At 69.8% G+C, this 21,793-nt stretch carries 23 protein-coding genes and 2 pseudogenes; 19 read left to right on the forward strand and 6 right to left on the reverse strand.

Annotation, left to right across the window (positions count from 1 at the left end):
* Nucleotides 1–72: 72 nt before the first annotated feature.
* Nucleotides 73–1,029: a methylmalonyl Co-A mutase-associated GTPase MeaB gene (gene meaB, locus ABD224_RS14660; RefSeq protein ID WP_344050017.1), complete on the forward strand. Its 957-nt coding sequence runs from the start codon at nt 73–75 to the stop codon at nt 1,027–1,029.
* A 204-nt stretch (nt 1,030–1,233) separates the two neighbouring features.
* On the opposite strand, the gene ABD224_RS14665 is transcribed toward meaB, so the two are convergent.
* From ABD224_RS14665 to ABD224_RS14680, 4 genes are all read right to left on the reverse strand, one after another.
* Nucleotides 1,234–1,710, reverse strand: a complete 477-nt coding sequence (locus tag ABD224_RS14665; protein WP_344049986.1) for a MarR family winged helix-turn-helix transcriptional regulator — start codon at nt 1,708–1,710, stop codon at nt 1,234–1,236.
* A 93-nt stretch (nt 1,711–1,803) separates the two neighbouring features.
* Nucleotides 1,804–2,607 (reverse strand): AIM24 family protein, encoded by an 804-nt coding sequence (locus ABD224_RS14670; RefSeq protein ID WP_344049987.1) that lies wholly within the window; start codon nt 2,605–2,607, stop codon nt 1,804–1,806.
* A complete protein-coding gene (locus ABD224_RS14675) occupies nt 2,604–3,254 on the reverse strand; it encodes an AIM24 family protein (protein WP_344050018.1) in 651 nt (216 codons plus the stop codon). Before ABD224_RS14675 ends, ABD224_RS14670 begins: the two co-directional genes overlap by 4 nt.
* A 1-nt stretch (nt 3,255) precedes the next feature.
* Nucleotides 3,256–3,888 carry an AIM24 family protein gene (locus ABD224_RS14680; protein ID WP_344050019.1) on the reverse strand — a complete coding sequence of 211 codons (633 nt, stop codon included), beginning with the start codon at nt 3,886–3,888 and terminating at the stop codon, nt 3,256–3,258.
* 192 nt (nt 3,889–4,080) lie between these two features.
* Here ABD224_RS14680 and ABD224_RS14685 point away from each other — a divergent pair, with 192 nt between their 5' ends.
* The 8 genes and pseudogenes from ABD224_RS14685 (at nt 4,081) to ABD224_RS14720 (ending at nt 11,299) form a co-directional block, all read left to right on the forward strand.
* Nucleotides 4,081–4,425 (forward strand): DUF3817 domain-containing protein, encoded by a 345-nt coding sequence (locus tag ABD224_RS14685; protein ID WP_344049988.1) that lies wholly within the window; start codon nt 4,081–4,083, stop codon nt 4,423–4,425.
* Nucleotides 4,422–4,559: pseudogene (locus ABD224_RS14690) on the forward strand (thiamine-binding protein); the annotation flags it as partial. The gene ABD224_RS14685 and the pseudogene ABD224_RS14690, both read left to right, overlap by 4 nt.
* Nucleotides 4,560–4,578: 19 nt before the next feature.
* On the forward strand, nt 4,579–5,982 hold the full coding sequence (locus tag ABD224_RS14695) for a recombinase family protein (protein ID WP_344049989.1): 1,404 nt from the start codon (nt 4,579–4,581) through the stop codon (nt 5,980–5,982).
* Nucleotides 5,983–7,647: 1,665 nt separating this feature from the next.
* Nucleotides 7,648–8,142: a hypothetical protein gene (locus tag ABD224_RS14700; protein WP_344049990.1), complete on the forward strand. Its 495-nt coding sequence runs from the start codon at nt 7,648–7,650 to the stop codon at nt 8,140–8,142.
* Nucleotides 8,143–8,484: 342 nt separating this feature from the next.
* The gene (locus ABD224_RS14705) at nt 8,485–8,859 is read left to right on the forward strand and encodes a hypothetical protein (protein ID WP_344049991.1); all 375 of its coding nucleotides are present in this window, start codon (nt 8,485–8,487) and stop codon (nt 8,857–8,859) included.
* A gap of 133 nt (nt 8,860–8,992) precedes the next feature.
* On the forward strand, nt 8,993–9,748 hold the full coding sequence (locus ABD224_RS14710) for a hypothetical protein (RefSeq protein ID WP_344049992.1): 756 nt from the start codon (nt 8,993–8,995) through the stop codon (nt 9,746–9,748).
* Nucleotides 9,745–10,050: a hypothetical protein gene (locus ABD224_RS14715; protein ID WP_344049993.1), complete on the forward strand. Its 306-nt coding sequence runs from the start codon at nt 9,745–9,747 to the stop codon at nt 10,048–10,050. The genes ABD224_RS14710 and ABD224_RS14715 overlap by 4 nt, the downstream gene beginning before the upstream one ends.
* 994 nt (nt 10,051–11,044) lie before the next feature.
* A complete protein-coding gene (locus ABD224_RS14720; protein WP_344049994.1) occupies nt 11,045–11,299 on the forward strand; it encodes a hypothetical protein in 255 nt (84 codons plus the stop codon).
* 447 nt (nt 11,300–11,746) lie between these two features.
* Here ABD224_RS14720 and ABD224_RS14725 read toward each other — a convergent pair whose 3' ends face one another.
* Entirely contained in the window at nt 11,747–11,974 is a 228-nt protein-coding gene (locus ABD224_RS14725) for a hypothetical protein (protein WP_344049995.1), read from the reverse strand.
* A gap of 166 nt (nt 11,975–12,140) precedes the next feature.
* Between ABD224_RS14725 and ABD224_RS14730 the strand changes: the two genes are divergently transcribed.
* The 6 genes and pseudogenes from ABD224_RS14730 (at nt 12,141) to icmA (ending at nt 16,093) form a co-directional block, all read left to right on the forward strand.
* Nucleotides 12,141–12,377, forward strand: coding sequence for a winged helix-turn-helix domain-containing protein (locus tag ABD224_RS14730; protein WP_344049996.1), 237 nt, complete (start codon nt 12,141–12,143; stop codon nt 12,375–12,377).
* Between the two features lie 168 nt (nt 12,378–12,545).
* Nucleotides 12,546–12,716: pseudogene (locus tag ABD224_RS14735) on the forward strand (thiamine-binding protein); the annotation flags it as partial.
* Between the two features lie 163 nt (nt 12,717–12,879).
* The gene (locus ABD224_RS14740; protein WP_344049997.1) at nt 12,880–13,332 is read left to right on the forward strand and encodes a hypothetical protein; all 453 of its coding nucleotides are present in this window, start codon (nt 12,880–12,882) and stop codon (nt 13,330–13,332) included.
* 11 nt (nt 13,333–13,343) lie between these two features.
* The gene (locus ABD224_RS14745; protein WP_344049999.1) at nt 13,344–13,853 is read left to right on the forward strand and encodes a MarR family winged helix-turn-helix transcriptional regulator; all 510 of its coding nucleotides are present in this window, start codon (nt 13,344–13,346) and stop codon (nt 13,851–13,853) included.
* Between the two features lie 129 nt (nt 13,854–13,982).
* Nucleotides 13,983–14,318, forward strand: a complete 336-nt coding sequence (locus ABD224_RS14750; protein ID WP_344050000.1) for a DUF3817 domain-containing protein — start codon at nt 13,983–13,985, stop codon at nt 14,316–14,318.
* A 74-nt stretch (nt 14,319–14,392) separates the two neighbouring features.
* Complete coding sequence (gene icmA / locus ABD224_RS14755; protein WP_344050001.1) at nt 14,393–16,093, forward strand: coenzyme B12-dependent isobutyryl-CoA mutase large subunit; 1,701 nt, start codon at nt 14,393–14,395, stop codon at nt 16,091–16,093.
* A 110-nt stretch (nt 16,094–16,203) separates the two neighbouring features.
* On the opposite strand, the gene ABD224_RS14760 is transcribed toward icmA, so the two are convergent.
* Nucleotides 16,204–16,947, reverse strand: coding sequence for a TetR/AcrR family transcriptional regulator (locus ABD224_RS14760; RefSeq protein WP_344050002.1), 744 nt, complete (start codon nt 16,945–16,947; stop codon nt 16,204–16,206).
* A 301-nt stretch (nt 16,948–17,248) separates the two neighbouring features.
* On the opposite strand from ABD224_RS14760, the gene ABD224_RS14765 reads away from it, so the two are divergent.
* The 4 genes from ABD224_RS14765 to ABD224_RS14780 all read left to right on the forward strand — a co-directional run bounded on the left by ABD224_RS14765 (nt 17,249) and on the right by ABD224_RS14780 (nt 21,717).
* Nucleotides 17,249–18,220 carry a tetratricopeptide repeat protein gene (locus tag ABD224_RS14765; RefSeq protein WP_344050003.1) on the forward strand — a complete coding sequence of 324 codons (972 nt, stop codon included), beginning with the start codon at nt 17,249–17,251 and terminating at the stop codon, nt 18,218–18,220.
* Nucleotides 18,221–18,885: 665 nt separating this feature from the next.
* Nucleotides 18,886–19,518, forward strand: coding sequence for a DUF6230 family protein (locus ABD224_RS14770; protein WP_344050004.1), 633 nt, complete (start codon nt 18,886–18,888; stop codon nt 19,516–19,518).
* Between the two features lie 155 nt (nt 19,519–19,673).
* The gene (locus ABD224_RS14775; RefSeq protein ID WP_344050005.1) at nt 19,674–20,258 is read left to right on the forward strand and encodes a DUF6114 domain-containing protein; all 585 of its coding nucleotides are present in this window, start codon (nt 19,674–19,676) and stop codon (nt 20,256–20,258) included.
* Nucleotides 20,248–21,717 (forward strand): hypothetical protein, encoded by a 1,470-nt coding sequence (locus ABD224_RS14780; protein ID WP_344050006.1) that lies wholly within the window; start codon nt 20,248–20,250, stop codon nt 21,715–21,717. Before ABD224_RS14775 ends, ABD224_RS14780 begins: the two co-directional genes overlap by 11 nt.
* Nucleotides 21,718–21,793: the final 76 nt, after the last annotated feature.

The following is a 21,793-nucleotide window of genomic DNA, read 5'->3' on the forward strand; positions in this document are numbered from 1 at the left end:
CGACTCGTACGACCCCTTTGTACGCCCCCTTGTACGCGGACGGCGTACGAGGATCACGTGAACGGAGCTGTGATGCAGGACGTCTCCTCTCTGGTGGCCCAGGCGAGGGAGGGCCGGCCGAGGGCCGTGGCCCGGCTGATCTCCTTGGTGGAGGGGGCGTCCCCGCAGTTGCGGGAGGTGATGCGGACGCTCGCTCCGCTCACCGGCAACGCCTACGTGGTCGGTCTCACCGGCTCCCCGGGCGTGGGCAAGTCGACGTCCACCTCGGCGCTGGTGACGGCGTACCGCAAGCAGGGCAAGCGGGTCGGCGTGCTGGCCGTCGACCCGTCCTCGCCCTTCTCCGGAGGGGCCCTGCTCGGCGACCGCGTCCGCATGTCGGAGCACGCCTCCGACCCGGGCGTCTACATCCGCTCCATGGCCTCCCGCGGCCACCTGGGAGGCCTCGCCTGGGCCACTCCGCAGGCGATCCGCGTGCTGGACGCGGCGGGCTGCGACGTGATCCTGGTGGAGACGGTCGGTGTGGGCCAGTCGGAGGTGGAGATCGCCTCCCAGGCGGACACCTCGGTCGTCCTGCTGGCCCCGGGCATGGGCGACGGCATCCAGGCGGCCAAGGCCGGCATTCTCGAGATCGGCGACGTCTTCGTCGTCAACAAGGCCGACCGTGAGGGCGCGGACGCCACCGCCCGGGAGCTGAACCACATGCTGGGCCTCGGCGAGGCCCGCGCCCCTGGCGACTGGCGCCCGCCCATCGTCAAGACGGTGGCCTCCCGCGCCGAGGGCGTCGACGAGGTCGTGGAGGCCCTGGAGAAGCACCGTGCCTGGATGGAGGAGCGCGGTGTCCTGACGGAGCGGCGCCGGGCCCGTGCCGCCCGTGAGGTGGAGACGATCGCGGTCACGGCCCTGCGGGAACGCATCGGCGACCTGCACGGCGACCGCCGTCTGACCGCTCTCGCGGAGAGGATCGTGGCGGGGGAGCTGGACCCGTACACCGCGGCGGACGAGCTGGTGGCGGGCCTGACGAAGGAGTAGCCCGCCCGGCCGGCGGACAAGAAGCCGGCAGCAAGCCGGCACCACCCCGGCAGCGAGCGGGGGTCAGCCGGCGTCAGGCGTACAGGAGGCGGACGCCGGAAGCGCACAGGAAAGCGGCAGGCGGGGCTCCCGGGGAGCCCCGCCTGCCGCTCTGTGCGGCGGTGCCGGCGCCGGGGCGGTGCACTCACCCCGGCAGACCGGGTGTCACAGCCGTCCCCTCTGGTCCCGCAGGTGCTGGGCGACCGGCTTCAGCGCCTTGTCCAGCTCCATCAGCACCTCGGGATCCAGCAGGTCGATGAAATGCCTTCGCACGGATGCCACATGGTGCGGTGCGACCTTCTGCATGGTCTCCATGCCGTGCTCGGTGAGGACCGCGTACAGTCCCCGGCGGTCGGACTCGCAGTTCTCACGGCGCACCAGGTTCGCGTTCTCCATACGGGTGATCTGGTGCGAGAGGCGGCTCTTGGACTGGAGGGTGGCGGCCGCGAGGTCGCTCATCCGCATGCGCAGGTCCTCCGACTCGGAGAGATTCACCAGGATCTCGTAGTCGTTCAGCGTCAGGCCGAACGGCTGCAGGTCCTTCTCGAGCTGGTACGTCAACAGCCTGTTGACCTCCAGGTGGGTGCGCCAGGCGCACTGCTCCGCATCGGTCAGCCAGCGGGTGGCCGTCTCGGTCTCCATGAATGAAGTCTACCTAAGAAGTTGAAAAGCGAACTAATGAGGGTGGTGTGACGGGTGTGCACACGTTCGATGTCACACTCCGCAGACTACCGCTCACAGCCCGAAGCGGCGCCGGAGTCCCTCCACCTGTCCGGGAAGGCTCGGTAGACCGGATGAGTGTCCGCCGGTTCCGGACGGGCCTCCGGCGCCGGGTACTCCGGGTGCGTCCGGGAGCACTCCCGTGGCCTGCTCGGGCATGAGGGTCTCACTCGACTGGAGCAGCACGGTGCCGGTCCCCGTGAACTCGAACTGATGCTCCTCCCCGGAGACCGGTCCGAGGCCCGTCATCGCACGTAGACCGCCCCATACGCCGGTCAGATACCCGTGGTCGTAGTGGTGGCACGGGGTGGGGCAGTCGGCCCATCCGACCAGCGCCTGCGGGTCCACCCGGATGGGGGGTTCCATGAACACCACCGGTCCGTTGGAGGCGGCCACGAACTTTCCGGTTCCGATGAGTGTCAGAAAGCCCGGCACGATCGACTGTTTGAGTGCAAGAGTTGGCTGAAAAGCGAGCAGATTGCCGGAGCGAATGGTCAGATTGCCGTCGTCCAGGTCGAAGGAGTTGACATCGAAGGCCCGGTCGGCGAGCAGCATCCGCCCCGAACCCTCGGCCACCACCCAGTCGCTCGCGTGCAGAGGCGAATGGAAGGCGGTGCGGATCAGACGGTCCAGCCGGCCGTGCCCGATGCCGTTGAACTCGATCGCCCCGTAGTAGGCGATCATCTTCCCCTTCTGCAGGAACCACTGGTTCCCCTTGAGCTCCACGCAGAAGGTGTACGGGTTCACGTTGTCGTCGGCCGGCAGGGTCGCCGGGTCGTGGATCACGGGCCCGGCGCCGGGTGTTCCGTACGCGCTCACAGTTTCTCCTCCGACGCCTGGACGTAGACCGTGCCGCTGCCGCTCAGCTCCAGCTGGAAGCCCTCCCCGGAGCCGCGCCCCACCAGCTCGCGCCAGCCCAGCGCGGTGGACAGCCGGTTGCGGACGTCGCCGTGATGGGCGACATAGGCCTGCGGATCGACATGGACCGGACGCTGCGGGGTGATCGGCAGCTCGAAGACACCGCCGTGCGCCATCACGGCCACCGACCCATGCCCCCTCAGCGTGGTCGTGAACAGCCCCTGGCCCGTCACCTGGCCGCGCACCATGCCCATGACCCCGCCCTGCGAGCCCATGAACATCGTCCCCTGCTCGAGCGTGCCCTCGAAGGCGAGCAGCCGGTCCGCCTCCACGTACAGCGTGTCGCCCGTCAGGGTGATCACATGCACATGGTGGCCGCCGTGCCCGAAGAGGACCGTGCCGTTGCCCTCCACGGTCATCAGCGGAGCGGCCTCGCCCGCCACCCGGCGCCCGATCATCGACATCAGACCGCCCTGGCCGCCCTGGAGGTTGGGGGTGAAGGTGACGTCGCCCCGGTAGGCGAGCATCGCCCCGCGCTGGCTGAACAGCCGCTGCCCCGGCACGACCGTCGCCTCGACCATCATGGAGTTGATCTCACGGAACGCCATCTCACACATCACCCGCGATCGTGTTCCGCTCGCTCGGCTGGACGTACACCAGCCCGTCCCCCTCGAACCGGATCTGGACGGCCTCCCCGCCGCCCTCCCCGATGAGGGTGCGGAAGGTCGCGCCGGACTGGAAGGTCTGCCGCACATTCCCCTGATGCGCGACGTACGCGCCTGGATCGACGATCAGCGGGTACTGCGGACTCACCCGGAGCACCACCGCCGGCCCGTCCGACAGGATCGCCGCCTGCCCGTGGCCCTCGACCGTGGTCGTGAACAGCCCGTTCCCCTGCGAGGCGCCGCGCAGCCCGGTGAACGTGGTTCCCGTCCTCAGCCCGGCCTCCGTCGCGAGCAGATTGCTCGCCTCGACGTACAGCCTGTCCCCGGACAGCCGCACCAGATTGATCTCCGACGCCCGGTCGGCGAACCAGCAGGTCCCGTGACCGCGCACCTCCATCACGGTCATCTGCTCCCCGGTGAGCCGCCGGGTCACCATGCCGCGCAGCCCCTCGCCGCCCCCGGTCAGTCTCTTGAAGGACATCTGCCCGTCGTACGCGACCATCGAGCCGTTCTTCGCCCTCACGGCGTCCCCGGTCATCTCGACGGCGAGCACCTTGCTGCCTTGAAGTCGGAACATCGCCACGCAGCGACGGTAGCGGCGAAGGAGGAAGGCCGACAGAGCCCACGGGAGGAGAACGCCCCTGATCGCACCCGTACGGGTCTGCCGCGGCACCCCCCGGCCGCCCCCGCCGGACGGTTTGCCACAATGGGCGGAGCTTGTGCTCGTGTTCACAAGCCCCCGTCAGTCGTCTCCCCCCGAAGGTGACCTGTGGACATCAAGACCGCCACCGCCCTCCGCCGCCTCCGTCTGGTCTCCGGTCCCGAGGCGGTCTCCTTCCTCGTGCTGCTGGTCTGCTCGGTCCTGAAGCGGACCACGGAGTTCAACGCGGTGCCCGTGATGGGCGCGATCCACGGCGTCCTGGTCATCCTGTACGTGATCTTCTGGGCCGACGCGTGGAACCGGGTGAAGTGGCCGTTCAGGACCGCCGCCCTCTACCTCGTCCTCTCGGTCCTGCCGGCCGGCGGCTTCCTCGCCGATCGCCGGCTCAAGAGGGAGGCCGAGGACGCGGTGATCGCCTCCCGTGCCCGCCGTGAGGGGATCGTGAACGCATGATCGTCGCCTTCTCCGTGACACCGCTGGGCGTCGGCGAGGACGTGGGGGAGTACGTCGCCGAGGCGGTCCGGGTCGTCCGCGCATCGGGCCTGCCCCACCGCACCGACGCGATGTTCACCTCCATCGAGGGCGAACACGCCTAGCCTCCCGTACATGGAGAAGCCGAAGACGATAGCCGCATACCTTCGCCTGTCCCGCGAGTCTGACGACTCCGCCAGCCTGGACACCCAGCGCGCTGCCATCGCTGCCTGGGTCCGTACGCATGGTTACGACCCTGACAGCGTCGTGGAGTACGTCGACAACGGAGTGTCCGGCGCAAAGCCGCTGGAGGAGCGCAAGGCCATGGCCCGGCTGATGGCCGACCGGCCTGACGTCGTCGTGGCCTGGAAGCTGGACCGCTTCGCCAGATCCGTCTCTGAGTTCCTGCGCCTGGTCGCCTGGGCGGAGGCACACGGAGCCGCTGTCGCCACCACAGACGGGACTGTCGACGCGACGACGCCGACAGGCCGCATGGTGGCCACGGTCCTGGCCGCCCTGGCGGAGTGGGAGCGCTCGATGATCGCCAGCCGTATTACTGAGGGCCACGCGACCCGCCGTGCTCAGGGCCGCTGGTCCTCCGGCAGGCCGCCGTACGGTTACCGCATCGTTCGCAGGGACGGAGCCGCGTACCTGGAGATTGACCCGGACCAGGCCGCCATCATCAAGGCCGCTGTCTCCCGCCTGATCGATGGCGGGACCGTGGCCGGTACCGCGCGCCTGACCGGCCTGTCCGAGCCGCAATGGAGGAGACTCCTGAAGTCGTACACACTCCGCGGCTGGCGCACACATAAGGGGGAACTGGTCTGTGAGCCTGACGGCGTGACCCCTGTGCAGTTCGCGGAGCCGATCCTGACGGCAGCGGAGTGGAAGGCAGTTCAGGACCGCATGGAGGCCCTGGCCACGGGCAAGGACCGCGCTCCCCGCCGTGCCGCTCCCATGTGCTCCGGGTCGGCCTGGTGTTACCGCTGCAACGGTCCCCTGTCCGGCGGGACCAGTGACAAGGGCATCCCGCTGTATCGGTGCCGCACCGGGCATGTGTCGATATACGCCCAGACCCTGGACAGCCGCGTAGAGGAGGACTTCCTGGCGAAGTTCGGCTTCTACCAGGAGACGGTCGTCCGGCTGGAGGGCGGTAACGATCTGTCGGAGGAGATGCTGGCGGCCAGGGAACAGGCCGATCGGCTGGCCCAGCGTATGGCCACGGCCGGCCCGCTGCTGATGGCTTCCCTGGAGAAGCTGGCCGCGGACCTGGAGGCCACATACGAGCGTTTGAAGGCCGCCCACGACCCGGACGTGAGGGAGGTCCCGGTACCGACTGGCAGGACCATGGCGGAAGCCTGGGAGACGTCCGACCAGAAGGAGCGGACCCGTCTGCTGTCCTCCATGGGTCTCCGCGTCGTGCTGTATCCCAAACAGCGGGAGGACCGGCTGGAAGTCACATGGGGCGGTGCGGAGGACCCGTACGCTCAGCACATGGAGGAGCTGGAGGCGGAGGAGCGCGCGGCTGCCTTCGCCTGACAGAGACGGCGGAGACCTGGAGGAGTCGGCCCGGAGCGGGTCGGCCCCTTTGCTGTGACCGGGGAGCGGCGAAGCGTGACAGCGGAGAGGCGTCTGACCAGGGAATGTGACGTATGTAGTTAGGTGTCACTCCTACCTAGAGAACCTGCATAGTCTGTGCTTTTTCAGCTTCACCAGGATGGTGTGTCATCCGCCCTCTTCCGTAACACACCCCAGGAAGCCGCCCTTCGCGCCTCTCCGCTGCCCTCCAGCCGGAGGCTGCCAGACGCCCCTCTGGCGACCCTAGGCACGCCTCCAGTCAATCGGCCTGCCCTTCGTCCCTGACGCCGTCAGACGCCTGTCTGGCCCTTTCCAGGCCCGCGCCTGTCGGCTGCCAGCTCCCGCGTCTCCCTGGCCGCCTCCTGGTCCGCTGCCAGTCGCGGAGCCAGCCGAGAGCCTGGGGTGCTGGAGGCGGCCAGGAGGGCCAGGAACGGCTCTGGAGGATCCTGTAAGGCCCTGTAGCCCTGTCCTGGACTGAGGGACTGGCCAGCCGTCCCAGGCCCTTACAGGGCCGTCTGCGGCTTTCGTGGCCTGGCAGGGCCAGCGGAGGCAGCGGCGGACGTCGTATCTCTCCCCGCTGTCTTGCGTCTGTCCCGAGCCAGGGGACGTCCTCACCGGACTACTAGTAGAGGGACGCTTTGCGTCCTCCTGCGACCGTCTGTCACCCCTGGGTCGCTGGTCGAGACTTGGCCGTCCTGGCCGCCCCCTCTGAGTGACAGCAGAGGTGAGGGCAGCGGGACGGCCTTCTTTACTGCCCTGGGTCAGGTCGGTCCGGCGCGCGGTTTTCTGCGGCTCTGGTCCCAGGCTCAGACTCCGCGGCCTTCGGCGGGCCACGGGGAGGCTGCCTTCAGTCTCATCTTCAAGGAGGCCCCCAGCAAGGGCTCCACTCAACGCCCCGGACCTGGCCTCTTCATTGGTCCGGGGCCCTCACTCTTCCCAGCGCGCAGGCCCACCACGTTCCGCGCTGCCGACTGATTCCGGCTCCGGACGGCCGGTCCGAACGTCCGAACTCTCTTCCTGGCCGACGTGGCTGGAGGGGCGACAGGTCAAGCGACTGTGGTGGGTCCGCTTCCTGTCGCCTCCCCCTGCCGCGTCGGCCTTTGTCGTACCCAGAACGGAGACCCACCACATGCCCTACAGCGAAGACGAGTTGGCGAACATGTGCGCCGCTCCTGGCTGTACGAACCAGCTCCCAGAACCTGAACCGCGTCAGCGCACGCGCACCTATGGCCTAGAGGCGGAGCCTGGTACCGACATGCGGTCGACGCGTCGGCAGCGTCTGACGTGTTCCGCGGCCTGCCGTAAGCGACTCCAGCGCGCACGCCAGGGCTACCAGAAGCCTTTCAAGCCCTGTCGGTTCTGCGGGGAGCTGATCGACAGCTACAGGGGCAATGACGTGCGCTGCCCAGAGGACGACCGGTCCGATTACTGCGATGACCTCCAGTGGGCAAAGGAGGAGCGCCAGGCCCGTCTGGAGGCCCGTAAGGAGGGCCCTGTCGAGTGTGAGGGCCCGAACTGCACGGCCGAAGTCGTCTGGTCCGGTCGTGGCCGTCCCCGCCGTTTCTGCTCTGGACGCTGTCGTATGGCTGCCGTCCGTGCCCGCCGCCGTGGAGAGGAGACCCAGAAGTGAACACCGCTGTCCTGGACACGATCACTGCTGAACTGACTGCCGCCGGCTGGCACGCCATCGCCCCCCAAGAGTCCGACCCGCGGGCCCCTATCGTCCAGGCCCTCCAGCGTCATCGTGTCAAGGCTGACGACAGGGTCGTCCGTGCAGTCTCTGCCGCGCTGGAGGCCCGGCGCCCGAAGCCTGAGCGGGAATCTGTTGACGACCTGGGCCTTCCCATGCCGACCCGCCAGGAGCTGGCCGAAGAAGCGGCCTGGCTGGTGGATGTGTTCTGGGCCTACTCCTTCACCCGCCAGGACGGTGCCTGGGTCTTCGAGAACCCCAACGTCGTGGCGGACGCGGCTCCGGAGAACCTGCGCCGTACGTGCTTCCGCGCGGGTCTGTTCGTGGCCCAGGCCCACGGCCTGCCGCAGTCGAAGGCTCCGAACATGCGGGACGTCGTCCGTGCGCTCCAGCGGCGCCTCTGGGCTGACGGACGCGTGAAGCGCGGCTGACCGACTGACCGAACCTCACGAGCTGCCCAGGGCTGATCTCCTGGGCTGTGCCCTCTGGCCTCCCCGCTGCCCTCCTTCCCAGCGGGTCAATGGCCAGGGGGCACTCCTCTTGGGAAGGAGACACAGACCCTTGACCTTGATCACCACCGCCGACGCCTACCGCGCGCAACACGGCGACGACTTGGACGCCTGGACGCCGCGGCCTGACCCGCTGGCCGGCCCGGCTCCTCCAGGGCCGTAGACGCCTCCTGAACGCCTCCAGACCTACCGCTGGGCTGGGGGCCTGGGGCGTGCCCAGAGGCCGCTCAAACGGCCGTGCACGCCCTTCCTGGAGGCTTCTCCGTGACCGATCTCTTCACCTCTCCTGGCTTCGATCTGAAGCCGCTTGATCCGTCTCAGTTGACGGACCGGGACCGGGCCAAGGCTTTCGACTTCGCCGACGTCCTGCCGTCCGTGATCGAACCGGCTCCCGGCGAAGAACTGGCCATCGCTGACTTGTCCCGCGCTGTGAACAAGGTCCTGGACCGACAGGAGCGACCCGGCATCCCTACGTCGTCGATTCGTCGCCTGGCGAAGGCCACTGGCTTTCGTCTCCGAAGCAGCCGGGTCGACCGGGAGTCGTACGTCCAGGACGCCCGGCTGAAGGCTCGCAGCGATGACGTGCGCCGTGACCTGAACACCAGGATTCGCCGCGCTCTGCGTGGGGGCCAGCGGTGACCGTTCCCGCACCGGCTCCGGCGCCCCAGCCGACCCCTGTCGACCTCCTGGACGCGATCAAGGCGATTCGCGCCGACCTGAAGGCCGTACGCCGCCTCCCCAACACCCCTACGAAGAAAGCGAGTCCCGCACGATGATCCCCGAACTTGAGCGAACTGTCCTCCCGCCGGACGACCTTCTCCCGCCGCATATCCAGAAGCTGGCCGCCGAACGGGACAAGGCTTTCGAAGCGGCAGACGACTTCCTGGCCGAACATGACGCGCTCCTCTCTGACCGCTGGGAGGAGATCTACGAGGCTCGCGACATGGTCGCTGCCGCGGAGGCTGCCACCCAGGGCAAGGACCCGATGAAGGTCCCCAGCGAACTGGAGAAGGCCCGCGCGCTTCGTCCCCGCATCGTGGGTGCGGCTCGGGGCCTGGTTCGCAGAGCCAACCAGGCTGACCAGAAGCTGGTCGCAGAGTGGCGGAAGGCCGTCGCCGACCTTGCCCCTGTTGCCAGGGAGCGTCTGGAGAAGGCGGCGGAGAAGTACGAAGAGGCGTACCGGGCCTTCGAGGCTGTCCGCGCTGAGTTCGGTGACGCTGCCTACCTGGCCCGCTATGTGCGTGCCGCTCAGGGGCGGTACATGCCGGACTTCCAGGGCGGCCCGCAGACTCCCCGCCATATCGACTCTGGCGCGCAGGTGAAGGCTGCCCCTGGCCCGCTGGAGCTGAAGGAGGTCATGGACTCCTTCAAGCGCGCCGAGAACCAGCCGGTTGAACGCATGGTCAAGGTCGTCAATGACCGCAATGGGATGGTGCTGACGCTGACTGAGGCCCAGGCCCGCGCCCTGGTCGGCTCCAGCGGCGGGAAGGAAGTCGGCCTTCGCATCCTGGAGAAGGACGACCAGTGACCCAGCTCTCCCGCGAAGACCTCCGCGGCATGACTCCCGCAGAGATCATGCAGGCCCGCGCTGAAGGCCGCCTGGACATGATCCTGGGCCGGCCCGTGACCCTGAACCAGGCCCTGGACGCCGTGGAGGCTGGCAGGCCCTCCCAGGCCCGTACAGACGCTGACAGCGGCCAGGGGGACGCGTCCGCCGACCAGGCCGACGACGGCCAGCTTTCCCGCGACGACCTTCGAGGGATGTCCCCGGCTGACATCTCACGGGCCTACCGGGAAGGCCGTCTGAACCGCCTCCTGGGCCGCTCCTGACCCTCCCCAGGTTCGGGGGCCAGTCGCTCTGGCTGGCCCCCTCCTGGCCTGCCCTGAAGGGAGGCTGACCGTTGCGTCTCCGTGTCGCTGCCTTCGCTCGCTTCGAGTACAGCGGCCAGACGTACGTCTCAGGCGACCTCCTGGACGTCCCCGACGATGCGGCCCTGGGCTGGCTTCGGAGCGGCCTGGTCGTCCCCGCGGACGACTCCTGGCCCGATGGCGTGTTCATCGACGCTGCCTCCGCTGCCCAGCCGGCCCAGGCTCCCCGGCCAGGTCCACGCCAGCCGGAAGAGCCAGCGGAGGAGCCTGAAGGGTCTGCCGAAGGCCAGCCGTGCGGAACCTGCGACCCGCCAGCGCGGAAGACTGGCAAGACCCTGTCGACGTGTCCGACCCCTGGGTGTCCCTGTCTCACGACCGGGGGGAAATGCAAGGGCTGCCGCCAGGCCCACGACCGGCGCCGAAACAAGCGCGCGGACCGGCGTGCGTACCAGGCGAAGGACTGGCAGCAAACCCGGCGCGCGTACCTGCGCGAGCATCCGCTGTGTGAGTGTGAGGACTGCGCGGAGATTCCGGAGCCGCTTCGTCCCGCTGCCCAGGTGGTGGACCACATCGGGTCTAGGGCCGCTGGGTCCCCGTGGCCATGACTGGTCGAACCTGCGTGCCATGGCCAAGCGTTGTCATGACCGGCGGACGATGCGCGATCAGGTCCGCAGCGTTGATGACGGAGAGTGACGCATCCCTGGGGGAGGACCCCCTACAGGTAGGGGACGGCAGCCGCGGAGGAGGGCTCTGACCAGTATGCCGAGCGTTCAACCTCACCCAGCGTGACAGTCCGCCGCCCGATCGACCCCGACCCGAAAGGAGGGCCGCCGTGCCCCGACCCCGTAACCCGTCCGCGCCGTACAGCCGGTACCGTGCCGGAGTCCCTGGCCAGCCGAAGGCCGTTGTCCTGCCGCCGAAGTGTGAGCTGCCGGTGCCACCGATCCCGCCCCAGGTGGAGGACGTTTGGACCGATCACCAGAAGGCCCTCTGGCGCTCCCTGTGGGAGTCGCCCCAGGCAACCCAGTGGGATGACGCTGCGGGCCTTACCGTGGCCGTCCTGGTCACGTACTCCCAGGCCATCCTGACCGGTACCGCCAGCGCGTGGCAGGCCCAGGAGGCGCGGTACACGGCGGAGGCCCTGGGCCTCACACCGGCTGCCATGCAGAAGCTGAACTGGCGCATTGCGGAGGCGGACAGCGATGACTGACCGCCGTTCTGCCCGCCGGGCAGCGAAGCGGGCAGCTCCGGCCATCCGTCCGCGCTTCGGTCCCTGGACTGACCGCCCCATGTCCGGCTGGTCCGTGTGCGCTGTCCACGGCTATGGCGTGGCCCCCGGGACGACCTGTCTCCTGTGTCGTCTGGAGGCGGACATGAAGGCCGACCCGGACGCGTATGAGGCTCCGTGACTGAGCACTGTCCCCCCTCCGGTCTGCCCTTTTCCCGGCTGGCTCCCCTGGCCGGCGGGCCTGTCCGCTGGCTGTCCATGGCTGGCCGCAATGGCTGGCCGCAGACCTGCCGCACTGTCCGCCTCCTGGCCGCCCCTGTCCGGGGGACTGGCCGGAGCCTGCCGGACACAGTGAAGCCCTGACCGCTTCCCGCTCTGGGATGTCCGGTCAGGGCTTTCGTCATGTCCGGGGGCCTGTCCGCGGACCGGTCAGCCTGTCCGGCGCCGTGACCGCCGGTTGACCTCCCTCAGTCTCTTCATGAGCGTGTCGTCCTTCTCCCTGTGGTACGGGCAGCGGCAGGGCGGCCAGGCACTGGTCACCTCCATGGGGGCCAGCCTGTCGGACGACTTGTAGACCTTCACTGGCCCCCACGTCTTTCCGCCGTCCAGGCTGACGCGAATGGTCATCAGCGGCCTGCCGTTCGTACGCTTTGCCATGTCGCACGCTCCCTTACAGCGTCGCGGCCACGCCCCCGGACGCCTCGCACGCGTCGCGGGGGTCCTTTCGTTGTCCACCGTACCCATCCGCGTCACACCGCGTCAGGTCATCGCATGACGCGTCCTACGAAAGCGGGTTGTCGTCGACCGTCGCACGCTGTCTCACATGGAGCCAAAGTACGTGTGGCAAGAGGTCGCCGACGCGATCACGGAGGAGATCAAGGCTGGTCGGCCTCCGGTCGGTGGCAGGCTGCCGAACGAGCGGGAGCTGGCAGCTCAACACGGCGTAGCGCTGAACACGATCCGGCGCGCGGTCCGTGAGCTACGGGAGCGCGGCCTGGTTGCGACCCTGCCGAATAAGGGGACGTTCGTGGTGAGGGCGGAGCCGGAGGGCGGGGAGTAGTCGGCGGAGGAGAGGGAGTAAGTAGTAACTCTCGTTTGGTCCCACTTCCCTCGTTGACTCTCCAGCTCCTCACTTCTACGGCTTCACCTGGGGAACTGTGACCAAACTCGGTTTTCTACTTCCCGCCTCCAGCCTGCCCAGCCATGTACTCCAGGCTTGCCATGTTTGGGCGAGTGGGACGAGGTCATGGACGTCGTCAAGCGCGCCGTGGCCGCGGTGGAGGCACGCGCTCCGCGCGTCTCCCTGGTTCTCAAGGCGGACATCCGCCCCGGAGTGACGGACGGCCTCACGTCCAAGGTGGAGACGGTCGAGAGGTACCTCGCCCAGCGGGGGGACTGAGCGCCCGGCGCTACTTCCGTGACGGCCCGGGGAGGCGCGACCGCCGGCACGGCCGCCCGCGGCCCCGCGGACCCGCGTGCGTGCGGCAGCGGGCCGGTCGGTCCACTGAGGGGCGGCGGACTCCGACGCGCTCGGCGCCGGCTCCGCCGGCCCCGGCCTGCCGGTGTGCGCGCGGCCCGCCGGCACGATCGCGGACGAGCCGTGCGCGGGCTCCCGGCCGCGGCCCGCCGTACGCGAGCGGATCGCCCTGCCCCTGGTCTGCCTCATGCCGCTGTCGCACCTCGGCTACGCTCTGCGTCCGAACCTCCCCGTCTCCCTCCTCCTGCTGCTGCTCTCGGGCGCCGGGGCGGCCCGCACACCGGGCCCGGACCAGTGGTTCGCGCGGGCCGTGCCCAGGAAGCTGCGCGGCCGGGCGACGACCCTGCTCACCGCCGGACTCATGACGGTCCGGAAAGCGGGCACGGCGCCGGCCGGGGTGGCAGCGGAGTGCGCGGGGGTGACCGCCACGGTCGCGGGGGCCGGTGCACGGGGGACGGCCTGCCGCGTCCGGCTCGCCGTGGCCGCCCGCCGGACCGAGGAGCGAGACGGGGCTGACCGGAATATGACCGACAGGTAGGGTCTGGTGACGTGCCGAAGCCCCTCAGTCTTCCCTTCGACCCCATCGCCCGTGCCGACGAGCTCTGGAAGCAGCGCTGGGGAAACGTGCCCTCCATGGCCGCGATCACCTCGATCATGCGGGCCCACCAGATTCTGCTGGCCGAGGTCGACGCGGTGGTCAAGCCGTACGGACTGACGTTCGCGCGGTACGAGGCCTTGGTCCTGCTCACCTTCTCCAAGGCCGGCGAGCTGCCGATGTCCAAGATCGGCGAGCGGCTCATGGTGCACCCCACGTCCGTGACGAACACCGTGGACCGTCTGGTCAGGTCCGGTCTGGTGGCCAAGCGCCCCAACCCCAACGACGGGCGCGGCACGCTCGCCGTCATCACCGACAAGGGCCGTGAGGTGGTCGAGGCGGCCACCCGCGACCTGATGGCGATGGACTTCGGGCTCGGGGTCTACGACGCCGAGGAGTGCGGGGAGATCTTCGCGATGCTGCGCCCGCTGCGCATCGCCGCGGGGGATTTCAAGGACGAGTAGGGATTTTCGCAGGTCGGCGCGCTGCGCCCGCCGAAGCGGGGGTGCTGAGGAGACCCCGGCCGGGGCCGTGCCCGCCGGTGGCCGCGCCCCGCCGGAGCGGGGAGTTTCCGGGCGGCTACGCTCGTACCCATGAAACGAAGCGTGCTGACCCGCTACCGCGTCCTGGCCTATGTCACCGGCGTGCTGCTGGTCCTGCTGACCCTCGGCATGATCGCCAAGTATGCGCTTCACCTCGACGGCGCGGCGGACTTCACGCGCATGGTGGGCATCGCGCACGGCTGGCTGTACGTCCTCTACCTCATCTTCGCCTTCGACCTGGGCTCCAAGGCGAAGTGGCCGGTCGGCAAGCAGCTGTGGGTGCTGCTGGCGGGCACCGTCCCCACGGCCGCCTTCTTCGTCGAGCGCAGGATCACGCGCGAGCTCGAGACCAAGCTCGCGCAGGACGAGGCCCCCGCGACCGCGTAACCGCACCGCCGTACGAACGTCCGTACGGCGGTCTGCCATCGACATTTACTAGGACGTCCTAGTAAATTCGAAGCATGGACGCTGACGCCATAGAGGAGGGCCGCCGCCGCTGGCAGGCCCGGTACGACGCCGCGCGCAAACGCGAGGCGGACTTCACCACGCTCTCCGGTGACCCCGTGGAGCCGGTGTACGGACCCCGGCCCGGGGACACATACGAGGGCTTCGAGCGGATCGGCTGGCCCGGGGAGTACCCCTTCACCCGCGGGCTGTACCCGACCGGCTACCGAGGGCGCACCTGGACGATCCGGCAGTTCGCCGGGTTCGGCAACGCCGAGCAGACCAACGAGCGCTACAAGATGATCCTCGGCAAGGGCGGAGGCGGTCTCTCGGTCGCCTTCGACATGCCGACGCTCATGGGGCGCGACTCCGACGATCCGCGCTCGCTGGGCGAGGTCGGCCACTGCGGGGTGGCGATCGACTCGGCGGCCGACATGGACGTGCTGTTCCGGGACATCCCGCTCGACGAAGTCACCACCTCCATGACGATCAGCGGGCCGGCCATCCCCGTCTTCTGCATGTACCTGGTCGCCGCCGAGCGTCAGGGCGTGGACACGTCCGTCCTCAACGGCACGCTCCAGACGGACATCTTCAAGGAGTACATCGCGCAGAAGGAGTGGCTCTTCCAGCCCGAGCCGCATCTGCGCCTCATCGGCGACCTGATGGAGTACTGCGCCGCCAACATCCCGGCCTACAAGCCGCTGTCGGTCTCCGGCTACCACATCCGCGAGGCGGGGGCGACGGCCGCGCAGGAGCTGGCGTACACGCTGGCGGACGGCTTCGGGTACGTCGAACTGGGGCTGAGCCGGGGCCTGGACATCGACGTCTTCGCGCCCGGTCTGTCCTTCTTCTTCGACGCGCACATCGACTTCTTCGAGGAGATCGCCAAGTTCCGTGCGGCGCGCCGGATCTGGGCGCGGTGGATGCGCGACGTGTACGGCGCGAAGACCGAGAAGGCGCAGTGGCTGCGCTTCCACACGCAGACCGCGGGTGTCTCGCTGACCGCCCAGCAGCCGTACAACAACGTCGTGCGCACGGCCGTGGAGGCGCTCGCGGCGGTGCTCGGCGGCACCAACTCGCTGCACACCAACGCCCTCGACGAGACCCTCGCACTGCCCAGTGAGCAGGCCGCGGAGATCGCGCTGCGCACGCAGCAGGTGCTGATGGAGGAGACGGGCGTCGCCAATGTCGCCGATCCGCTGGGCGGTTCGTGGTACGTCGAGCAGCTGACGGACCGGATCGAGGCGGACGCGGAGAAGATCTTCGAGCAGATCAAGGAGCGGGGACTGCGGGCGCACCCCGACGGACAGCACCCGATCGGACCGATGACGTCCGGGATCCTGCGGGGGATCGAGGACGGGTGGTTCACCGGGGAGATCGCGGAGTCGGCGTTCCGGTACCAGCAGGCGCTGGAGAAGGGCGACAAGAAGGTCGTCGGCGTGAACGTCCACACGGGGTCGGTGACCGGGGACCTGGAGATCCTGCGGGTGAGCCACGAGGTGGAGCGGGAGCAGGTCCGGCTGCTGGGCGAGCGCAGGCGCAAGCGCGACGACGCGGCGGTGCGCTCGGCGCTGGACGGCATGCTGGCGGCCGCGCGCTCCGGGGAGAACATGATCGAGCCGATCCTCGAGGCGGTGCGCGTCGAGGCGACGCTGGGGGAGATCTGCGGCGCGCTGCGCGACGAGTGGGGGGTGTACACGGAACCCGCGGGGTTCTGAGACGCCGGAACCGGGGCGGGACGGCCCGGGTTTCCCGCCCCGCCGCCCCGGCCCTTTCCACATCTTTGGGGCTTCGCCCCGCCGCGGCGCAGTGCACGACTGCGCTTCCGTCACCCGGGGCCGCAGGGCTCCGCTCCCGCGGCCCCGCCGGAGGGCTCAGTCCCCGCATCCCCCTCGGCCCGGATGCCCTCGCCCTCACGCTCCCCCGAGTTCTCCCGGCGGGGAGAAGCCCCTGACGGACTGCCGGCCGTCAGCCCCGTCAGAAGAACGCGGGTGAAGCGCCGCACCCACTCCTCGTCCGCCGGTTCCCCGCTCACGAGGGTGCGGTGGACCACCGTGCCCGCCACCATGTCGAAGATCAGGTCGGCTGTGCGGGCGGCTTCCTCCGGGTCCGGCTCCAGGGGGAGTTCACCGCGGGACTGGGCGCGGGCGCGGCCCTCCAGGACCAGTCGTTTCTGCCGGTCCACGATGGAGGTGCGGATACGGTCCCGCAGGGCCCTGTCGCGGGTGGCCTCGGCTGTCACCGCCATCAGCCCGCTCTGGGCCTCCGGCCGGGCCAGGATCTCCGCGAACCGCAGCACCACGCCTTCGAGGTCGGCGGCGAGGCTGCCGCGGTCGGGGAGGCGGAGTTCGTCGAAGAGCCCGGCGACGGCGTCGACCACGAGTTCGTTCTTGCCGGCCCAGCGGCGGTACAGCGTCGTCTTGGCGACCCCCGCCCGGGTGGCCACGTCCCCCAGGGTGAGCTTGGACCAGCCCAGCTCGACCAGGGCCGCCCGGGTGGCGGCCAGGATCGCTGCGTCCGCGGCGGCGCTGCGCGGGCGGCCGGCGCGGGGGGACCGGGTGCGGCTCTGCATGTCATGACCCTAACCGGACCGCGACTGGCTGATCCTGTGCGGTCGTGAGACAGATCACCGGGGCACGGTTCCCCGGAGCCGCCCGATGGCATTACGCTACGGGTCGTAGCGAAAGCGTGGACACAAGCCCGCGCTCGAGCGACGACCACACACAGCACACGCACAACCACACGCACGACTGCACGCACACCGCACGCGTGAACGACCCCGCGTGGCGGCAGCCAGGCGTCAGGTGGGGACCGGCGCCTGGCCGCACGTCACTGTTTTCACATGCGCGCGCCGAACGGGGGAGGATAGACGCATGCAGCCACGGAACATGTCCATGAGCGGAGTCGTCGACCTCGCCGCGGTGAAGGCGGCCCAGGAGGCGAAGGCGAAGGCGGAGCAGGCGCGCGCACAGGCAGCCAGGGAGGGCGGCGCGGGGGCGGTCTCCCCGGCCGATCTCGTCGTCGACGTCAGCGAGGCCACGTTCGAGCGCGACGTTCTGCAGCGCTCCGCCCAGGTGCCCGTCGTCATCGATTTCTGGGCCGAGTGGTGCCAGCCCTGCAAGCAGCTGAGTCCGGTCCTGGAGCGGCTGGCGACCGAGTACAACGGGCGCTTCCTGCTCGCCAAGATCGACGTCGACGCCAACCAGCTGCTGATGCAGCAGTTCGGGGTCCAGGGGATCCCCGCGGTCTTCGCGGTGGTCGCGGGCCAGGTCCTGCCCCTGTTCCAGGGGGCCGCGAGCGAGGCGCAGATCCGGCGGACGCTGGACCAGCTGGTCCAGGTCGCCGAGCAGCGCTTCGGACTGACCGGCCTGACCGTCGACCCGGACGCCGAGCCGGGCGGCCAGGCGGCCTCGAAGGCCCCGACCGGTCCGTACGCCTCGCTGCTGACCGCGGCCGTGCAGGCCCTGGAGTCCGGGGACCTGGGCGGCGCCATCCAGGCGTACAAGAACGTACTGGCCGACGACCCGGCCCACCCCGAGGCCAAGCGAGGCCTCGCCCGGGCGGAGCTGCTCCAGCGGGTGCGGAGCATGGACCCGCAGAAGGTGCGGAAGGAGGCGGCCGAGAAGCCGGCCGACGTACAGGCGCAGATCGCCGCCGCCGACCTGGATCTGGCGGGCGGGCACGTCGAGGACGCGTTCGGACGGCTCGTCGAGACCGTGCGGCGCACCACCGGTGAGGACCGGGACACGGTGCGGCTGAGGCTGCTGGAGCTCTTCGAGGTCGTCGGGGCCGAGGACCCGAGGGTGACGGCGGCGCGCCGGGCGCTGGCGCGCGCGCTGTTCTGAGTTCTGGGCCGGGAGCCGGTCCGGACCGGCTCCCGTGTGCCGGCCGGCCGGCACACGCCGGGGCACGCGGTGCTCCGGTGATCAAAGTGGCCGAGGATGCTTCCACGCGGCCGCGCTTTACCAAAACTTGGTAATCGCGGCCGCTGTTACTGGGAGTAAATCGGAGGCATTGTTCCGCTCGCATCTGTCCGGGCATCAATGGTTTTGTTCCGCCTTGGACGGCAACCGAGCGTCGCCGAACGGGACCGATGGGCCGGGTCCCGGTAATCCGACCGTTACTAGCGAGTAACGAACCCCCTTGTGCGGGCGGCGAGAATGCACCACGATCGGCGACGCTCGGTCCATTCCCGTACCCCGGCAGCCGGTCGGGGCGCGGGGTGTCTGGGTCCCCACCGAGCAGGGCCGGCTGCAGTGGTGCCGGCCCTTGGACAGGGGGGTCTTCGCCCAACGGCGAAGCCTGTCCGCAAGGTTGTGCGTGATGCGTGTCAGGCGCGACCAGTGGTTGTCGCTCGGGGGTGAACGCCGGTGATTCGGGCGCGATGCGCGCCACCGAGCGCGGGCGCTCTCCTTCCCGAGGACGTAGCACTTCTCCCATCCCTGCCCGGCCGGGCCGCCGACCGGCGGTGAGCCGTCGGCAGGAGATGTACGTCCGAGAAGGAGGAATGATGGAGTCCCAAGTGCGTGGCGGGACCAGATGGAAGCGGTTCGCTGTGGTCATGGTGCCCAGCGTCGCCGCGACGGCGGCGATAGGCGTGGCCCTGGCGCAGGGCGCTCTCGCCGCGTCGTTCAGTGTGTCGGGCCAGTCGTTCAAGGTGACGGCCGGAAAGCTCGTCGGTACCGGGTTCTCCCAGTACGGCGCGATCGACTCGGGCAAGAGCCTGGACGGCAGCAAGGACGAGCACCACCCGGTCGCGGTCTCGGCCTTCAAGAAGGCCACGATCAACAACCTGTGCCAGTCGGTCGTCACGCCCACGCCCTTCGGCAATGTGAGCCTGCTTCTGAGGGCGGGCGGCGGTTCCACGCCGGTCGAGGCCAGCAACCTCTACATCGACGTCGCGGACCTCAGCGCCGACGCGACCTTCAACAACATCGACATCGGCGTTGCGGCCAAGGACGCCACCAAGGGTCCGGGCATGAAGGGCGGCGGCGAGCAGGCCAACCCCTTCGGTTTCGCCCAGCAGGCCGACTCGGCCACGCTGACCGACGTGAAGCAGACGGCGTGGGCGACCACCGCCGGGACCTTCAAGCTCAGCGGCCTGAAGATGTCGCTGGCCGTGGGCACCAAGGAGTGCTACTAGGCACTCGGTGACGGGCGGGGGAGCCGGTGGCGCCCCCGCCCGTCCACCCTTCGCCCACTGCCGCACGCCCTCACCCCCCACCTTCACGCATCCCACCCCCCACCGACGAAGCACCACCCTCTTCACAGCAACGCCGCACCAGGGAGCTGTTTTCCATGAGCGCCGAGACCCCTGCCGCACCCGGCCAGTTCACCCGCCGGAGGCAGCAGTTCCGCGCCTGGCGGGGCACACGTCCGTTCTGGGCCGGGCTGTACGTCATGCTCGGCGGTGTCCCGATCATGTACTTCCCGTACGCCCAGCTCAAGCTCGGTCATCTGACCCTGGCGATGGCGACCACCGCGGGAGCCGGATCCCTGATCATCGGCGTACTGCTCGTCGTCCTGGGCATCAGCCTGTGGTTCCAGAAGCACATCCGGGTCTTCGCGGGTGTCGCGGCGATCCTGCTGGCGCTGGTGTCCCTCCCCGTGTCCAACTTCGGCGGCTTCCTCCTCGGCTTCCTGCTCGCGCTCGTCGGCGGCGCGATGGCCGTGTCGTGGGCGGAGGGCGTGCCGCCCGCGCCGGAGAGCACCACGGGGACCGGTCCGGGACGGGACGCCGCACCCGGGACCGTCCCCGAGGCCGCAGCCGGGACAGCGGCGGACGGGACGGCGGTGGACGAGGCGAGCGAGTCGAACAAGCCGAACGACCTGTCAGGAACGAGCCCGGCCAACGGGGCGAACGGGAGGCGCAGTGCCGACTGACGAGGTGGCCCACGGGGCTGAGGCGGACGAGTCCCGTGCGAGATCCGGGCACCGCCACGCGGCACCCAGAAAGCCGCTGTTCAACAGGTTTCACCTGCCGGCCGGCAAGGCCATGGTCATGGCGGCCATGCCGACGGCGGTCCTCATGGGAATGGGAGTCACGTCGACGTTCGCCGTCGCCGACAACAATCCGTCGGCACCGTCCGCCAAGAATCTGACGATCGACGAGTACAAGGACTGTATCGCGGCGCTCGAGGACTCCGAGGACCAGGGCAAGGACACGAACGACAAGGACGACAGGAACGACGACAGGAACAAGGACGAGGCCTCGGCCGCGCCGACGCCGTCCGCCTCCGCGAGCGCCGGTGACTCCACCGGGGACGGCCGGGACGGCGGTGCGGAGCCGGCGCCCTCCGCGGGTTCCGCGAACCAGGCGAACGGGGCGGGCAGGGCCGACGGGGCGGAGAAGACGGGCAGGAGCCCTTCGGACCCGTCCTCCTCGGCGGACGCGGGGTCCGGCGGCAGGGCCGCGCCCCAGCCCTCCGCCACCGCCCCGGAGAGCGAACCGGGCGGCCGGGACGCCGGGGGCACCGCCGCACCGGCCCCGTCGGAGTCCGCGGGCAGGAGCGGCGGTCTGCTGGGGGCCATCGGCGACACGCTCGAGAACGTCCTCACCGGCGGCAAGCCGGCCTCCACGGCCGAGGAGTCCCCGGCCCCCGGGGCGACGCCGTCCCCCTCCGCCACGCCCTCGGCGGACGAGACGAAGCGGGCCGCGGCCTCCGCGGGCGGGAACAAGCCCGGCGGCGCCGGGAACACCACCGCAGGGAACACCACCGCCCGGGACACCGGCGAGAAGACCACCGGCACGGCCGGGGGCGCCGAAGGTGCCGAAGACACCGGAAAGACCGAGGACGGAGCGGACGGCGCGGCCGGTGAGGCCACCGCCTTGCCGAGTCCGTCCGCGAGCCCCACGACGGACCCGGAGAACTGCCCGGTCGCCACCGACGCCGAGGGCGGCGTGGACAACACGGTGCCCCTGGCCGACGACCCCTGGTACCTGGATGCCAGTTCGCTGCTGCTGATGGGGGCCGACTACCAGGGCATCGTGAAGGTGCGCACGGCCAACGGCACCGTCAAAAGAGTGCTGAAGTACGTCGTCTCGCAGGGCACCGACATCGGCGACCTGCACCAGACGGTGAGGGACGAGCGGGCCGGCAAGACCTACCACGTGCAGGCGGCCAAGGGCTCGATGTCCAGGATCCGCGGTGGTAAGACAGTGATGTACACCGAGAAGATCTCCGGCAAGCTGTTCGGGCTGCTTCCCGCCGAGTTCAGCCCGGACAACCCGCCTCCCCTGAACCTCCCCCTGATCTACTTCACCGACGTCCACGTGGTCCAGGCAGCCCAGTTCGGCGGCAATCTGCACGTACCCGGCATGCACGTCTACACCACCGGCTGAGCCCGCCCGGCACCGTCCGGGAGCAACAGGACGCCCGGGGGTTCCCTCTGCGGCAGAGAGAACCCCCGGGCGTCGT

This window comes from Streptomyces thermoalcalitolerans (assembly GCF_039525155.1).
Taxonomy (GTDB): Bacteria; Actinomycetota; Actinomycetes; order Streptomycetales; family Streptomycetaceae; genus Streptomyces; species Streptomyces thermovulgaris.

Excerpts from the sequence above, each read along its gene's own strand:
- meaB (WP_344050017.1), top strand. The coding sequence starts at position 73 with ATGCAGGACGTCTCCTCTCTGGTGGCCCAGGCGAGGGAGGGCCGGCCG.
- ABD224_RS14665 (WP_344049986.1), bottom strand. The coding sequence starts at position 1,710 with ATGGAGACCGAGACGGCCACCCGCTGGCTGACCGATGCGGAGCAGTGC.
- ABD224_RS14675 (WP_344050018.1), bottom strand. The coding sequence starts at position 3,254 with ATGGCGTTCCGTGAGATCAACTCCATGATGGTCGAGGCGACGGTCGTG.
- ABD224_RS14680 (WP_344050019.1), bottom strand. The coding sequence starts at position 3,888 with ATGTTCCGACTTCAAGGCAGCAAGGTGCTCGCCGTCGAGATGACCGGG.
- ABD224_RS14695 (WP_344049989.1), top strand. The coding sequence starts at position 4,579 with ATGGAGAAGCCGAAGACGATAGCCGCATACCTTCGCCTGTCCCGCGAG.
- ABD224_RS14710 (WP_344049992.1), top strand. The coding sequence starts at position 8,993 with ATGATCCCCGAACTTGAGCGAACTGTCCTCCCGCCGGACGACCTTCTC.
- ABD224_RS14725 (WP_344049995.1), bottom strand. The coding sequence starts at position 11,974 with ATGGCAAAGCGTACGAACGGCAGGCCGCTGATGACCATTCGCGTCAGC.
- ABD224_RS14730 (WP_344049996.1), top strand. The coding sequence starts at position 12,141 with ATGGAGCCAAAGTACGTGTGGCAAGAGGTCGCCGACGCGATCACGGAG.
- ABD224_RS14750 (WP_344050000.1), top strand. The coding sequence starts at position 13,983 with ATGAAACGAAGCGTGCTGACCCGCTACCGCGTCCTGGCCTATGTCACC.
- icmA (WP_344050001.1), top strand. The coding sequence starts at position 14,393 with ATGGACGCTGACGCCATAGAGGAGGGCCGCCGCCGCTGGCAGGCCCGG.
- ABD224_RS14760 (WP_344050002.1), bottom strand. The coding sequence starts at position 16,947 with ATGCAGAGCCGCACCCGGTCCCCCCGCGCCGGCCGCCCGCGCAGCGCC.
- ABD224_RS14765 (WP_344050003.1), top strand. The coding sequence starts at position 17,249 with ATGCAGCCACGGAACATGTCCATGAGCGGAGTCGTCGACCTCGCCGCG.
- ABD224_RS14770 (WP_344050004.1), top strand. The coding sequence starts at position 18,886 with ATGGAGTCCCAAGTGCGTGGCGGGACCAGATGGAAGCGGTTCGCTGTG.
- ABD224_RS14775 (WP_344050005.1), top strand. The coding sequence starts at position 19,674 with ATGAGCGCCGAGACCCCTGCCGCACCCGGCCAGTTCACCCGCCGGAGG.